The 14185-nt window shown below is 72.0% G+C and carries 12 protein-coding genes; 4 read left to right on the forward strand and 8 right to left on the reverse strand.

All coding sequences use genetic code 11. From position 1 onward, the window contains the following. The first annotated feature begins 358 nt into the window (after positions 1 to 358). Complete coding sequence (gene pknB / locus ACFY3J_RS24450; RefSeq protein WP_390841745.1) at positions 359 to 2311, forward strand: Stk1 family PASTA domain-containing Ser/Thr kinase; 1953 nt, start codon at positions 359 to 361, stop codon at positions 2309 to 2311. Positions 2312 to 2359: 48 nt separating this feature from the next. Beyond that, complete coding sequence (locus ACFY3J_RS24455; RefSeq protein ID WP_384180184.1) at positions 2360 to 3250, forward strand: deoxyribonuclease IV; 891 nt, start codon at positions 2360 to 2362, stop codon at positions 3248 to 3250. Between the two features lie 42 nt (positions 3251 to 3292). On the opposite strand, the gene ACFY3J_RS24460 is transcribed toward ACFY3J_RS24455, so the two are convergent. Next, positions 3293 to 3949 (reverse strand): sulfite oxidase-like oxidoreductase, encoded by a 657-nt coding sequence (locus tag ACFY3J_RS24460; protein WP_384180182.1) that lies wholly within the window; start codon positions 3947 to 3949, stop codon positions 3293 to 3295. A 154-nt stretch (positions 3950 to 4103) separates the two neighbouring features. Here ACFY3J_RS24460 and bfr point away from each other — a divergent pair, with 154 nt between their 5' ends. After that, positions 4104 to 4622 (forward strand): bacterioferritin, encoded by a 519-nt coding sequence (gene bfr / locus ACFY3J_RS24465; RefSeq protein ID WP_384180179.1) that lies wholly within the window; start codon positions 4104 to 4106, stop codon positions 4620 to 4622. Between the two features lie 26 nt (positions 4623 to 4648). Here bfr and ACFY3J_RS24470 read toward each other — a convergent pair whose 3' ends face one another. The 3 genes from ACFY3J_RS24470 to ACFY3J_RS24480 form a co-directional block, all read right to left on the reverse strand. Beyond that, positions 4649 to 4909, reverse strand: coding sequence for a bacterioferritin-associated ferredoxin (locus ACFY3J_RS24470; protein ID WP_384180177.1), 261 nt, complete (start codon positions 4907 to 4909; stop codon positions 4649 to 4651). Positions 4910 to 5075: 166 nt separating this feature from the next. After that, positions 5076 to 6428 (reverse strand): class II 3-deoxy-7-phosphoheptulonate synthase, encoded by a 1353-nt coding sequence (locus ACFY3J_RS24475; protein ID WP_384180174.1) that lies wholly within the window; start codon positions 6426 to 6428, stop codon positions 5076 to 5078. Between the two features lie 96 nt (positions 6429 to 6524). Next, positions 6525 to 7709, reverse strand: coding sequence for a glycoside hydrolase domain-containing protein (locus tag ACFY3J_RS24480; protein WP_384180172.1), 1185 nt, complete (start codon positions 7707 to 7709; stop codon positions 6525 to 6527). Positions 7710 to 8129: 420 nt separating this feature from the next. Here ACFY3J_RS24480 and ACFY3J_RS24485 point away from each other — a divergent pair, with 420 nt between their 5' ends. After that, entirely contained in the window at positions 8130 to 10052 is a 1923-nt protein-coding gene (locus ACFY3J_RS24485) for an anthranilate synthase family protein (protein WP_390841747.1), read from the forward strand. A gap of 79 nt (positions 10053 to 10131) precedes the next feature. Here the strand turns inward: ACFY3J_RS24485 and ACFY3J_RS24490 are convergent, their stop codons facing one another. The 4 genes from ACFY3J_RS24490 to ACFY3J_RS24505 all read right to left on the reverse strand — a co-directional run bounded on the left by ACFY3J_RS24490 (position 10132) and on the right by ACFY3J_RS24505 (position 14095). Further along, complete coding sequence (locus ACFY3J_RS24490) at positions 10132 to 11160, reverse strand: 6-phosphofructokinase (RefSeq protein WP_384180168.1); 1029 nt, start codon at positions 11158 to 11160, stop codon at positions 10132 to 10134. Between the two features lie 154 nt (positions 11161 to 11314). Beyond that, a complete protein-coding gene (locus tag ACFY3J_RS24495) occupies positions 11315 to 11992 on the reverse strand; it encodes a response regulator (RefSeq protein WP_384180166.1) in 678 nt (225 codons plus the stop codon). After that, the gene (gene macS / locus ACFY3J_RS24500; protein ID WP_384180164.1) at positions 11989 to 13278 is read right to left on the reverse strand and encodes a MacS family sensor histidine kinase; all 1290 of its coding nucleotides are present in this window, start codon (positions 13276 to 13278) and stop codon (positions 11989 to 11991) included. Before macS ends, ACFY3J_RS24495 begins: the two co-directional genes overlap by 4 nt. 22 nt (positions 13279 to 13300) lie before the next feature. Then, entirely contained in the window at positions 13301 to 14095 is a 795-nt protein-coding gene (locus ACFY3J_RS24505) for a lysophospholipid acyltransferase family protein (RefSeq protein WP_384180501.1), read from the reverse strand. Positions 14096 to 14185 lie beyond the last annotated feature (90 nt).

Raw genomic sequence — 14185 nt, forward strand, 5'->3', positions numbered from 1 at the left:
GAGTCACACACTCCCAACGCCACACCGGCCCAGAAGGACACGCACCACCACACCCGACCTGACCAAGCCCTACTAGTGCTGTGACCGGAAAGGTTTGCCGGGAAGCTCGCGGCGTCCGGTGCGGTACATCGCAGGGCGGAGCATGACCCGCGTACTGGATGTACTCGGGTGATGCGCAACGCGGCGAGGTGCCGTGCCGGGCGTCGCGAGCCGGTGAACCTTTCCGGTCACAGCACTAGCAGGTCCTGTCGTCACCTCCTCTCACCGGTGCGTGGGCCGCGTCACAGGTCGGCTTCAGTCCCGCCGCGACAGCGTCCGCGATCCGTGTGTGTCCGTGGCGGCTCGTAGACTCGCCTGCGTGGATACGAGCCTTCAGGACCCTCTCGTCGGGCAGGTGCTCGACGGCCGTTATCGCGTCGACGCGCGGATCGCCGTCGGCGGGATGGCCACGGTCTACCGGGCCCTGGACACCCGCCTGGACCGGGTCCTCGCGCTCAAGGTGATGCACCCCTCGCTCGCGGCCGACGGCTCGTTCGTGGAGCGGTTCATCCGGGAGGCCAAGTCGGTCGCGCGGCTGGCCCACCCGAACGTCGTGCAGGTCTTCGACCAGGGCACGGACGGGTCGTACGTGTACCTGGCCATGGAGTACGTGGCCGGCTGCACCCTGCGCGACGTGCTGCGCGAGCGCGGGGCGCTCCAGCCGCGCGCGGCGCTGGACATCCTGGAGCCGGTGCTCGCCGCGCTGGGGGCCGCGCACCGGGCCGGGTTCGTGCACCGCGACATGAAGCCGGAGAACGTCCTGATAGGGGACGACGGCCGGGTCAAGGTCGCCGACTTCGGGTTGGTGCGGTCCGTGGACACGGTGACGAACACCACCGGTGCCGTCCTCGGCACCGTCTCCTACCTGGCGCCGGAGCAGATCGAGCGCGGCACCGCCGACCCCCGGGTCGACGTGTACGCGTGCGGGGTCGTGCTGTACGAGATGCTGACCGGCGGCAAGCCCCACCAGGGGGAGTCCCCCGCCCAGGTGCTGTACCAGCACCTCCACGAGGACGTACCGGCCCCGTCGGCCGTCGTGCCGGGACTCGCCTTCGAGCTGGACGAACTGGTCGCGGAGGCCACCGCGCGCACCCCGGACATCCGGCCGCACGACGCGGTCGCGCTGCTCGCGCGGGTCCGCGAGGCGCGGTCCGCGCTCGGCCAGGACCAGCTGGACGCACTGCCGCCGCAGGCCCTCACCGCGGAGCACGACAACGCGGAGGACCGTACGAGCGTCATCCCGCGCGCGCTGACGACGCGGATCCGCGGCGGGGACGGCGGGACCGGTGGGGACGGCGCGCGGTCCGAGGCCGCCCTCAACCGCACCAGCCGTCTTCAGGCTCCCCCGCCCCCACAGCCACCGGCCGGCGCGCCGCGTCCCGGGCGGCCCCGGCGCACGCTGCTCACGGTGGTCGTCGCCGTCCTGCTGGTCCTCGGGGCCGGCGGGGGCGTGTGGTACATCAACTCCGGCCAGTTCACGAAGGTCCCGCCGCTGCTGGCGAAGACCGAGGCGCAGGCCAGGGAGCAGCTCAAGGAGGCCGGTCTCGGCGTCGACCGGGTCGAGCACGCCTACAGCGACACGGTCGGGCGCGGCACGGTCATCAGCACCGACCCGCAGGCGGGCGCGCGGATCCGCAGCCACGACTCGGTGACGCTCACGGTCTCCGACGGGCCCGAGACCGTGCGGGTGCCCGATCTGAAGGGCCACCGGCTGGGCGAGGCGCGAACCCTGCTGAAGAAGGAGGGCCTGGAGCCGGGCATGGTGAGCCGGGAATTCAGCGACGACGTCCCCCGCGACGTCGTGATCGGCACGGACCCCGAGGCGGGCACCGAGCGGCGGGCCGGCTCGGCGATCGCGCTCACCGTCAGCAACGGCCGCGCGGTGGACGTGCCGGACGTCACCGGCGACGACCTGGACGAGGCACGGTCCGAGCTTCAGGACGCCGGCCTGAAGGTGCGGATCTCCTCGGAGCAGGTCAACTCCGATTACGACAAGGGCCGGGTCGCCCGGCAGAGCCCGGAGGGCGACAGCCAGGCCGCCAAGGGCGACACGGTCACGCTGACGCTGTCCAAGGGCCCGGTGATGGTCGAGGTGCCGGACGTGACCGGCAACAGCGTCGGCGACGCGAAGAACACCCTCCAGAAGGCCGGCTTCCAGGTGCGGGAGGACCGCGGGCTGCTCGGTCTGTTCGGCGACACCGTCAAGAAGCAGTCGGTGAAGGGCGGAGACCGGGCGCCGAAGGGCTCGACGATAACGATCACCATCCGGTGACGGCCGCCCGGCGGCCACCGGCCGCCGGGCACGTGACACCCTGAACGGGTGAGCAGTCAGCGGTCCCGCCCCCTCCCCGGCCCCTCCCGCAACCCGATCGGCGGCCATGTGCCCGTCGCCGGCGGGCTGCACTCCGTGGGCCTGTCCTACGCCCGTGACCTCGGCGCCGAGACCGTGCAGGTCTTCGTCGCCAATCCGCGCGGCTGGGCCACGCCCGCGGGCAACCCGCGGCAGGACGAGCAGTTCCGGGCGGCCTGCGCGGAGCAGTCGGTTCCGGCGTACGTCCACGCCCCGTACCTGATCAACTTCGGCTCGCACACCGAGGCGACCGTGGAGCGGTCGGTGGAGTCGCTGCGGCACTCGCTGCGGCGCGGCCGGGAGATCGGCGCGCTGGGCGTCGTCGTGCACACCGGGAGCGCGACCGGCGGCCGGGACCGGTCCGTCGCCCTGAAGCAGGTGCGGGAGCACATGCTGCCGCTGCTCGACGAGCTCACCCACGACGACGACCCGTATCTGCTCCTGGAGTCCACCGCCGGCCAGGGTGCCTCGCTGTGCTCGCGCACCTGGGACTTCGGGCCGTACTTCGAGGCGCTGGACGCCCACCCGAGGCTGGGCGTGTGCCTGGACACCTGCCACATATTCGCGGCCGGGCACGACCTGACCGGCCCGGACGGCATGCACCGGACGCTGGACCTGCTGGTGGAGACGGTCGGCGAGGGCCGGCTGCGGCTGATCCACGCCAACGACTCCAAGGACGTGGCCGGCGCGCACAAGGACCGGCACGAGAACATCGGCGCCGGCCACATCGGCGAGGACCCCTTCCGCGCCCTGATGACCCACCCCGCCACCGAGGGCGTCCCGCTGATCATCGAGACCCCGGGCGGCAAGGAGGGACACATGGCGGACGTGGAGCGCCTGAAGCGGCTCAGGGACGGATGACGAAGGTGTGAGCAGGCACCGGGACGGCCGCCGGGGCGGGCGTCAGAGTTCCGGCCCGTCTCCCGGTTCCTCCTGGTAGGAGTATCGCTGTTCCTTCCAGGGGTCGCCGAGGTTGTGGTAGCCGCGCTCCTCCCAGAAGCCGCGGCGGTCGGCGGTCATGTACTCCACGCCGCGGACCCACTTGGGGCCCTTCCAGGCGTACAGGTGGGGGACGATCAGGCGGAGCGGGAAGCCGTGCTCGGCGGTGAGCAGTTCGCCGTCCTTGTGGGTGGCGAAGAGGGTGTGCTCCGAGGTGAAGTCGGACAGGCGCAGATTGGAGCTGAACCCGTACTCCGCCCACACCATCACGTGGGTGACGTTCGCCGCGGGCGGGGCGATGTCCAGGACGGTGCGCGCGGGGATGCCGCCCCACTCTGCGCCGACCATGCTGTACTTCGTGACGCAGTGCAGGTCGGCCACCACGGTGGTGTACGGCAGGGCCGTGAACTCCTCGTGGGTCCAGCAGTGCTTCTCGCCGTCGGCGGTGGCGCCGAACACCCGGAAGTCCCAGCGCTCGGGCCGGAACTTGGGCACCGGCCCGTAGTGCGTGACCGGCCAGCCGCGCTGGAGCCGCTGTCCCGGCGGAAGTTCCGGCTGTGCCGCTCCCGTCGGCACTGCTCCAGACGCGTCCCCTGACGCGCGTTCCACCGGCTGACCCATGACTCCATCCTGACAGACCGGAGAGGGTGCACATGACCAACCGGGGGACCATTCGGACAACTCGTACTAAGCATGCACTTACTGGACGGCCGTGTGTGCCGGTGCAATCATGCGCGAGATCGGCCCAGAGACGTCCGGAAGGAGCCCCGCCGCCATGCAAGGCGACCCCGAGGTGATCGAACTGCTCAACGAGCAGCTGACCGCCGAGCTCACCGCGATCAACCAGTACTTCCTGCACTCCAAGATCCAGGACCACAAGGGCTGGACGAAGCTCGCCAAGTACACCCGCGACGAGTCGTTCGACGAGATGCGGCACGCGGAGCTCCTGACCGACCGGATCCTGCTGCTGGACGGCCTGCCGAACTACCAGCGCCTCTTCCACGTCCAGGTCGGGCAGACGGTGGCCGAGATGTTCCGGGCCGACCGGCAGATCGAGGTCGAGGCCATCGACCGGCTGCGCCGCGGCGTGGAACTGATGCGCGACAAGGACGACATCACGTCGGCGAACATCTTCGAGGCGATCCTCGCCGACGAGGAGCACCACATCGACTACCTGGACACCCAGCTGGAACTGGTCGACAAGCTGGGTGAGGCGCTCTACCTCTCGACCCTCGTCGAGCAGAGCCAGCCGGACCCGTCGGGCCCCGGAACGCACGGCTTCTCCAGCCCCTGAGGCGACCGCCGACGGCCTTCACACCCCTAGGCGGCGTCGCCCAGCTCCTTCGGGTGGGCGCCGGCAGCCCCGCCCGTGAGCGGCGCGAGCGCCGGGCCGCCCTGGTCGATCAGCTCGCGCCGCGGGCAGGTGCCGCGGCCGAGCAGCGCCTGGATGCGACGTACGCACCCGCCGCAGTCCGTGCCCGCCTTGCAGGCGGAGGCGATCTTGCGGGGAGTGCAGGCGCCGTTGTCCGCGTGCTGCTTGACCTGCTGCTCGGTGACACCGAAGCAACTGCACACGTACACGCGGTTCACCTCCCGCCGGGATCGGTTTCAGTAGTGCCGCCCCGACTTCTCGGTGAGGCAAACCTAACCTTACTCACCGCACGAATGCCCGAAAAGGGGATGGGGCGCGGATCCCATGTGATCCGCGCCCCACTTCGCGTTCACGCTCCCGCGAGGGGCGCGCGCCTCACTGGTCCCGGTACATCTCCGCGACCAGGAACGCCAGGTCCAGGGACTGGCTGCGGTTCAGACGCGGGTCGCAGGCCGTCTCGTAGCGCTGGTGCAGGTCGTCGACGAAGATCTCGTCGCCGCCGCCGACGCACTCGGTGACGTCGTCGCCGGTCAGCTCCACATGGATGCCGCCGGGGTGCGTGCCGAGCCCCTTGTGCACCTCGAAGAAGCCCTTGACCTCGTCGAGCACGTCGTCGAAGCGGCGGGTCTTGTGACCGGAGGCCGCCTCGAAGGTGTTGCCGTGCATCGGGTCGGTCACCCAGGCCACCACCGCGCCCGAGGCCGTGACCTTCTCCACCAGCTCCGGGAGCCGGTCGCGGATCTTGTCGGCGCCCATGCGGACGATGAACGTCAGCCGGCCCGGCTCCCGCTCGGGGTCGAGGCGGTCGATGTACCGCAGCGCCTCCTCGGGCGTGGTCGTCGGGCCCAGCTTGATGCCGATCGGGTTGCGGATGCGCGAGGCGAACTCGATGTGCGCGTGGTCCAGCTGCCGGGTGCGCTCGCCGATCCACACCATGTGCCCGGAGACGTCGTACAGCTGCCCGGTGCGCGAGTCGACTCGGGTCAGCGCCGACTCGTAGTCGAGCAGCAGCGCCTCGTGCGAGGAGAAGAACTCGACGGTCTTGAACTCCTCCGGGTCCGTGCCGCAGGCCCGCATGAAGTTCAGCGCGTTGTCGATCTCGCGCGCGAGCTGCTCGTAGCGCTGGCCGGACGGGGAGGACTTCACGAAGTCCTGGTTCCAGGCGTGCACCTGGCGCAGGTCGGCGTAGCCGCCGGTGGTGAAGGCGCGCACCAGGTTCAGCGTGGAGGCGGACGCGTGGTACATCCGCTTCAGCCGCTCGGGGTCCGGGACGCGGTCGGCCTCGGTGAACTCGAAGCCGTTGACGGAGTCGCCGCGGTAGGTCGGCAGGGTCACGCCGTCGCGGGTCTCGGTCGGCTTGGAGCGCGGCTTGGAGTACTGGCCGGCGATCCGGCCGACCTTGACCACCGGCACCGAGGCGGCGTACGTCAGCACGGCGCCCATCTGGAGCAGGGTCTTGAGCTTGTTGCGGATGTGGTCGGCGGACACCGCGTCGAACGCCTCGGCGCAGTCGCCGCCCTGGAGGAGGAACGCCTCTCCCTTGGCGACGGCCGCCATCCGGGCGCGCAGCTGGTCGCACTCGCCCGCGAAGACGAGCGGCGGATACGACTCGAGGTCCGCGATCACTGCGCGCAGAGCCTCGGTGTCGGGGTACTCGGGCTGCTGCGCCGCGGGCAGGTCTCGCCAGGTGTTGCCAGCGCTCGCGCTGGTCTTAGCGTTCACGGTCACCCCACCAAGATTACGGGGTCGCCAGGCGGGTCCCTTTCTCCGTTCATCCAATGAGACGGACGGCGCCCGGTCGCGGGACGTCCCGCCCGGCGCCGTTCAGGCGCCGGTGCCGACGTCCAGCTGGTCGCGGTCGATGTTGATGGTCACCGCGCCGTAGGTCTCGGTCCTGTTGCCCGCGTACTGGTGGATGCGCTGGTGACCGGCCCACAGGTCGGCCGGGATGGCGGTGTGGTGGGTGGTGTTCTCGCCGTTCCAGTGCGCGAAGTGGATCACGTCGGGCAGGGTGACCTTCCCGGCGTTGCCGACCAGGTCGGCGACCAGGGACGAGACGCTGCCGTACGCGCCGGACCGGTAGCCCAGTTCGTGCAGCCGCTCGGTCCAGGCCTCCAGATAGCCGAGTACGCGCGTGGTGAGGGTGCCGCCCGTCGCGTACTGCTCCAGGTCGTTGTAGAGCACCGACCCCTCGGCGAAGCCGAGCGCCACCGCCTGGGCGACCGCGTCCTCCGCGGCCTCCTTGCCCTGCGGCACCGGATCGGTGATCGACGCGCAGGAGTTCCGGCAGCTGCCGGCGCCGGAGGAGGGCTGCGGGCCGACGTAGAGCGGGAAGAAGCGCCACCCGTTCGCGTACTGCGTGCGCACCCACTCGGAGGTCAGCCTCGCCTGGGCACAGGCGCGGTTGACCCCGCCGATGTAGACGCCGACAGCCCCGTACGGCGAGCCGGTCCTCCAGGCGTTCATGGCCGTCCGGCTCGGGGCTGTGCAGGTGTCGAAGCCCCTGCCCCGGTACGCGGTCGCGTCGGCGGGCACGGCGCCCGCGGTCGGCGCCCGGGCGGGCTCCCCGACGCGGGCGGTGGCGACGGGCAGTCCGGCGCTGCGCAGCACCCGCTGGATCTCCGCGCGGTCCTCGCCGTACGGGGCCGTGATGGAGACTCCCTCGTTGGTGGCGGTCGCCCGGTAGACGCGGGACGTGCGGTCCTCGGTCACCAAGGACTTCGTCGCCACCGCGGGCTGTACCCAGAGACCCTCGGTGCGCCCGACGGCACGGGCCGGGCAGTCCTGCTGCTCGCCGGGGGTGCCGAGGTAGACGGCGTGCCGGTCGAAGCGGACGCAGGCGGTCGGCTCCTGGTCGAGGTCGACGACGGGCCAGCCGGCCGGGACGGTGAACGTGTGACCGCGGTAGCTGACGGTCTTCGTCGCGTCGTCGGCCACCGGCCGCGCGGCGGCCGGCGCGGCGGCGGCGAGCACCGCGCAGGCGCTCAGCGCGGTCAGCGCACGCCTCATGCGGGGGCGGGGCCGCGCCGGGTGGGGCGATCGTGGTGCGGGAATGGCGTACTCCTCGTTCGGGCACGAGCGCGCGGCGAACGCCGGGCCCGAGCGGCACACGGTCGACGCGGACCCTCTTTCCACCCCGCACGGCCGCCGGAAACCGGCCTGTGCTGCGTACGGGCGACACGGCCGCGAGGGCCGGACGGGGCCGCGTGGCGGCCCGATGCGGTAGGGTGCCGGGCATGTTCGCGCACTCGACCCAGAACCAGAACTGGTGGTGGACCGCTCCTCCGGCGGCCCGCTGACTGCGCGTATCCCACACTTCGCGAAGGCCGCCCGAGGGGCGGCCTTCGGCGTTTCCGGCGCCTTGGCCGTTCCTCACCGACATCGACCGCTATCCACCGGCATCGACCGGCATCGACGGAAGAGGAACCCATGGACCTGGCACGGCTGCTGCACGACCCCCGCCCCTTCGCCCTGCTGCGCCGCCGTACCCCGGGGCACGACCAGGACCTGGTCGAGGTGCTGCTCGGCCCGGTGACCGCCCGCGACCGCCTGGCCGACCTGCCCGACGAGGGCCTGGCGCTCGTACCGTTCCGGCAGATCCGCGAGCGCGGCTTCGACGTCCGCGACGACGGCACCCCGCTGCTGGTGCTGACGCCCGAGGAGACGGGCACGGTCCCGCTCGCCGAGGCCCTGGCGCAGCTCCCCGCGCACCAGGTGCGCGTCGAGGGCGGCACCTTCGACGTCGGCGACGAGGAGTACGCGGAGATCGTCGGGCGGGTGCTGCGCGAGGAGATCGGCGCGGGCGAGGGCGCGAACTTCGTGATCCGGCGGACGTACGAGGGGGCGGTCCCGGGCTTCGGGCGGGCCGACGCGCTGGCGCTGTTCCGGCGGCTGCTGGAGGGCGAGCGGGGGGCGTACTGGACGTTCGTCGTGCACACCGGGGACCGGACACTGGTGGGCGCCAGCCCCGAGGTGCACGTGCGCATGTCCGGCGGGACGGTCGTGATGAACCCGATCAGCGGGACGTACCGCTACCCGGCCGAGGGGCCGACGCCCGAGCACCTGCTGGGCTTCCTCGCCGACGGCAAGGAGATCGAGGAGCTGTCGATGGTCGTCGACGAGGAGCTCAAGATGATGTGCACCGTCGGCGACATGGGCGGGGTGGTCGTCGGCCCGCGCCTGAAGGAGATGGCGCACCTCGCGCACACCGAGTACGAGTTGCGCGGCCGGTCCTCCCTGGACGTGCGCGAGGTGCTCAAGGAGACCATGTTCGCCGCGACCGTCACCGGGTCGCCGGTGCAGAACGCCTGCCGGGTCGTCGAACGCCACGAGACCGGCGGGCGCGGCTACTACGCCGGCGCCCTCGCCCTCCTCGGCCGCGACTCCGGCGGCGCCCAGACCCTGGACTCCCCCATCCTCATCCGCACGGCCGACATCGACGCCGGCGGTCGGCTGCGCGTGCCGGTCGGCGCCACCCTCGTCCGCGGCTCGGACCCGGCGGGCGAGGTCGCCGAGACGCACGCGAAGGCGGCGGGCGTGCTGGCGGCGCTGGGCGTACGGCCCGCACGGCCGCGCGCGGAGCGGTCGCGGCCCCGGCTCGCCGACGACCCCCGGGTGCGGGCGGCGCTGGACGGGCGGCGCGCCCTGCTCGCGCCGTTCTGGCTGCGGATGCAGAACGGGGTCTCCGCCGCACAGACGCGGTCGGAGGCCGGGGGAAGCGCGCCGGGACTCACCGGGCACACCCTGGTCGTGGACGGCGAGGACACCTTCACCGCGATGCTCGCGCACGTGCTGCGGTCGTCGGGGCTGACCGTCACCGTGCGTCGCTACGACGAGCCCGGACTGCGCGCGGCCGTGCTCGCGCACCAGGGGCCGGTCGTCCTCGGCCCGGGTCCCGGCGACCCGTGCGATCCGGACGACCCGAAGATGCGGCTGCTGCGCGCGCTGACCGCGGAGGTGCTCACCGGGCACCGGCACGGCGTTCTCGGGGTCTGCCTCGGGCACGAGCTGATCGCGGCCGAACTCGGCCTGGACATCGTCCGCAAGGAGGTGCCCCACCAGGGCGCCCAGACCGGGATCGACCTGTTCGGCCGGGCCGAGACCGTGGGCTTCTACAACAGCTACGTGGCGCGCTGCGACGACGAGGCGCACGCCGAGCTGTCGGCGCACGGAATCGAGGTCAGCCGGAGCGCGTCCGGTGAGGTGCACGCGTTGCGCTCCGCGAGGTTCGCGTCGGTGCAGTTCCACCCCGAGTCCGTGCTGACGCTGAACGGCCAGGCGATCGTCCGCGCGCTGCTGGCCGAGCAGTTGCGCGGCACCGGCACGCGCTCCGAGCCGCGGCCCGTCCGGTAGCCGGGTACGCGCGCGCCGAGGGCGCCGCCGGTCAGGTCGACGGCGCCCTCGGTGCGGTCCGCGGGAGGCCGGTGGCGGGTCAGCCGAAGAAGACCCCGACCTCCTCGTACAGCTTCGGGTCGACCGTCTTCAGCTTGACGGTGGCCTCCGCGATCGGGACGCGGACGATGTCGGTGCCGCGCAGGGCGACCATCTTGCCGAAGTCGCCGTCGCGGACGCAGTCGACGGCGTGCAGCCCGAACCGGGTGGCCAGCCAGCGGTCGAAGGCGCTGGGCGTGCCGCCGCGCTGGATGTGCCCGAGAACGGTGGTCCGGGCCTCCTTCCCGGTGCGTGCCTCGATCTCCTTGGCCAGCCACTCGCCGACCCCGGACAGCCGCACATGCCCGAAGGAGTCGAGCGAGGCGTCCTTCAGGACCATGTCGCCGTCCTTGGGCATGGCGCCCTCGGCGACGACGACGATCGGGGCGTACGACGCCTTGAAACGGGAGGTGATCCAGGCGCACACCTGGTCGACGTCGAAACGCTGCTCGGGGATGAGGATGACGTTCGCGCCGCCGGCGAGGCCGGAGTGCAGGGCGATCCAGCCGGCGTGACGGCCCATCACCTCGCAGACCAGGACCCGCATATGGGACTCGGCGGTGGTGTGCAGCCGGTCGATCGCCTCGGTGGCGATGCCGACCGCGGTGTCGAAGCCGAAGGTGTAGTCGGTGGCCGACAGGTCGTTGTCGATGGTCTTGGGCACGCCCACACAGGGCACGCCGTACTCGTCGCTCAGCCGCGCGGCCACGCCGAGGGTGTCCTCGCCGCCGATCGCGACGAGCGCCTCGACCTCCTGCTTGGCGAGATTGTCCTTGATCCGCCGGATGCCGTCCTCCTGCTTGAGGGGGTTGGTCCGCGAGGAGCCGAGGATGGTGCCGCCGCGGGGCAGGATGCCGCGCACCGCGGGGATGTCGAGACGGATGGCGTCGTTCTCGAGTGGGCCCCGCCAGCCGTCCCGGAAGCCGACGAAGTCATAGCCGTACTCCTGCACGCCCTTGCGGACGATGCCCCGGATGACGGCGTTGAGCCCGGGGCAGTCGCCGCCTCCGGTCAGTACTCCGACCCGCATGGAAAAGTCCCTTCGCCGCGGTTGCCTGGTGAAGGTCACGCTAATGGTGACGCACGTCACTTCGGCATGGGGCGGAGAGTCAATTCCACTGAATTGTCGGGTAGTTGATCAAGGCGAATCCACCCGAAAGGGTGGTTGCCGCACGTACGCGGGTTTACTCGCCGTCGAGCCCGCGCTCGATGGCGTACCGCACCAGCTCCACCCGGTTGTGCAACTGGAGCTTGCCCAGGGTGTTCTGAACGTGGTTCTGGACCGTGCGGTGGGAGATCACCAGGCGCTCGGCGATCTGCTTGTAGCTCAGGCCCTTGGCGACCAGGCGCAGTACCTCGGTCTCGCGGTCGGTGAGCCGGGGCGCCTTCGGCTCACCGGCGTCCGTGGTGGGCGCGGGCTCGGCGGCCAGCCGCCGGTACTCGCCGAGCACCAGGCCCGCGAGCCCCGGTGTGAACACCGGGTCGCCCACGGCCGTGCGGCGCACCGCGTCCAGCAGTTCCCCCGTCGAGGCCGACTTCAGCAGGTAGCCCGTCGCGCCCGACTTCACGGCCTCCAGCACATCGGCGTGCTCACCGCTCGCGGACAGCACCAGCACGCGCAACGCCGGGTTGGCGCCGACGAGTTCCTTGCAGACCTGGACCCCGGGCTTCGCGGGCAGGTTCAGGTCGAGCACGAGCACGTCGGGCGCGGCGGCCCGGGCGCGGCGCACCGCCTGCTCGCCGTCGCCCGCGGTGGCGACCACCTCGAAGCCGGACTCGGCCAGGTCGCGGGCCACGGCGTCGCGCCACATCGGGTGGTCGTCGACCACCATCACCTTGATCGGGCCCTGCTCCGCGCTCATCGGCTCTCTGCCTTCCCCCGCGTCCACGGCGCGCCCTTCGCGCTCTTCGTGTGCTCGCTGTCGTTCGTGGTGTTCGTGTTCTTGGGCACGTTCAGTTCGACCTCCGTGCCCTGACCGGGCACCGAGATCAGCTCGGCGGTGCCGCCGATGTCGCGCAGCCGGCCCCGGATCGACAGGGCCACACCGAGCCGGCCCTCGCCCTCGGCCTGGGCGAGCCGCCCCTCGGGGATGCCGGGACCGTCGTCCCGCACGGTCACGATCACCGACTCCGGCTCGTCCTCGACCAGGATCCAGGCCCGCGCGTCCTCGCCCGCGTGCCGGCGGACGTTGTCCAGCGCGGCCCCGACGGCGGCGGCCACCTCGTGGGCGGCGGCGGGCCGCAGCAGCACCGGGGCCCCCGGTTCGGCGAGGCCGACCCGGGCACCGGCGTACGGGGCGAGCAGCGCGCGCAGATCCACGGGCCCGTCGGCGTCGTCGTCCGTGTCCTCGTCGCCGGTCCGGACGACCGCGCCCCCGGCCGTATCTCCGGACGTGTCCCTCGACGCCCCGGGGAGCGGGACCAGCCCGCCGGAGACCAGGGTGCGCAGCGCCACCTCCTGCTCGCCCGCCAGCCGGCCCAGTTCGGCGGCCTCGCCCCCGATGACCGCGCCGCGCCGCTGCACCATGGCCAGCACCTGGAGCACGCCGTCGTGGATGTCCCGGGCCAGGCGCTCCCGTTCGCGGGTGGCCGCCTCGATCTCCAGGGCGCGGGCGAGGGTGCGCTCGGAGGCGCGGGCGACCTCGACGACGTAGCCGATGGCGATGGAGGCGACCCAGACCAGGATCACGTTGTGCACGGTGTCGCGGGCCGGGGAGCCGCGCTCGACCAGGTTGGCGAGGGCGACGGCGGTGGAGGCGACGGCGGCCCAGCGCCAGCCGCCCTTGACGGCGAAGGCCAGGACGGAGCCGGCGGTCCAGATCGACGGCAGGGTCGGGCCGCCGTCCGCGATCCGCGCCGGGGCGTCGGCGACGGGGGTGAGGAGGATGCCGGTCAGCGCCAGGGCGAGGTCGGCGGCCAGGAAGCGCTTGGTGCAGCTCGCGGCGTTCGCGACCTTGGGCAGCGTGGCCAGGGTCCACACGGACAGCACGCAGTAGTAGGCGATGGCGACCCAGGGGCGCGGGAACCGGCCGTAGCCGGTGGTGAACAGGCCGACCGCGTAGAGCATGGTCAGCACCCGGTATCCGGCGAGCGCGCGCCACAGCGGCTGCTCGACCGACATCCTCATCACGCGTTGCCGCTTCGGCATGTCCCCCCCTTGGCGGTTCGCCCTACTCCGCCCGCTTCTCCTTCTCGGCCTCTTCCGTCCCGGCCGGCCCGGGCGACGCCTTCGCCGCCTTCCGGGCCTCGTCGGCCGCCTTTCCCGCCGCCTTCCCCGCTTCCTTCTCGGCCTTGGCCGCCTCCGCGATCTGCCGCTTGGCCGCGGTCGCGTAGATGTCGACGTACTCCTGGCCGGAAAGGTTCATGATCTCGTACATGACCTCGTCCGTCACCGCCCGCAGCACGAAACGGTCGTGCGCGAGGCCCTGGTAGCGGCTGAAGTCCAGGGGCTTGCCGATGCGTATGCCCGGGCGCATCAGCTTGGGGACGACCTTCCCGGGAGGCTGGATCTTCTCCGTGTCGATCATGGCGACCGGGATGACGGGCGCTCCGGTGGCCAGGGCGACGCGGGCCAGGCCGCCCGGCTTGCCGCGGTAGAGGCGGCCGTCGGGCGAGCGGGTGCCCTCCGGGTAGATGCCGAACAGCTCGCCGCGCTCCAGCACCTCTATGCCGCTCTTCACCGCCGCCTCACCCGCGCCGCGCGACCCGGAGCGGTCCACGGGGAGCTGGCCCACACCCTTGAAGAACGCGGCCGTCAGCCGGCCCTTCACACCGGGTGTGGTGAAGTACTCGGCCTTCGCGATGAAGGTGACCTTGCGGTGGAGCACCGACGGCAGGAAGAAGGAGTCCGAGAAGGACAGGTGATTGCTCGCCAGTATGGCGGGGCCCTCGGCCGGGATGTTCTCCAGGCCTTCCACCCAGGGCCGGAAGGCGAGCTTCAGCGGCCCCCCGATGGCGACCTTCATCGTGCCGTAGAACAACCGAGTGCCTTCCTGTGTGTGTCGATCAGACGATACCGCCGGGTACGGCCTGTGGGCCCGACGGCCCTGGTCGGT

Origin of the sequence: Streptomyces sp. NPDC001231 (assembly GCF_042896885.1) — a bacterium.
Lineage (GTDB): Bacteria > Actinomycetota > Actinomycetes > Streptomycetales > Streptomycetaceae > Streptomyces.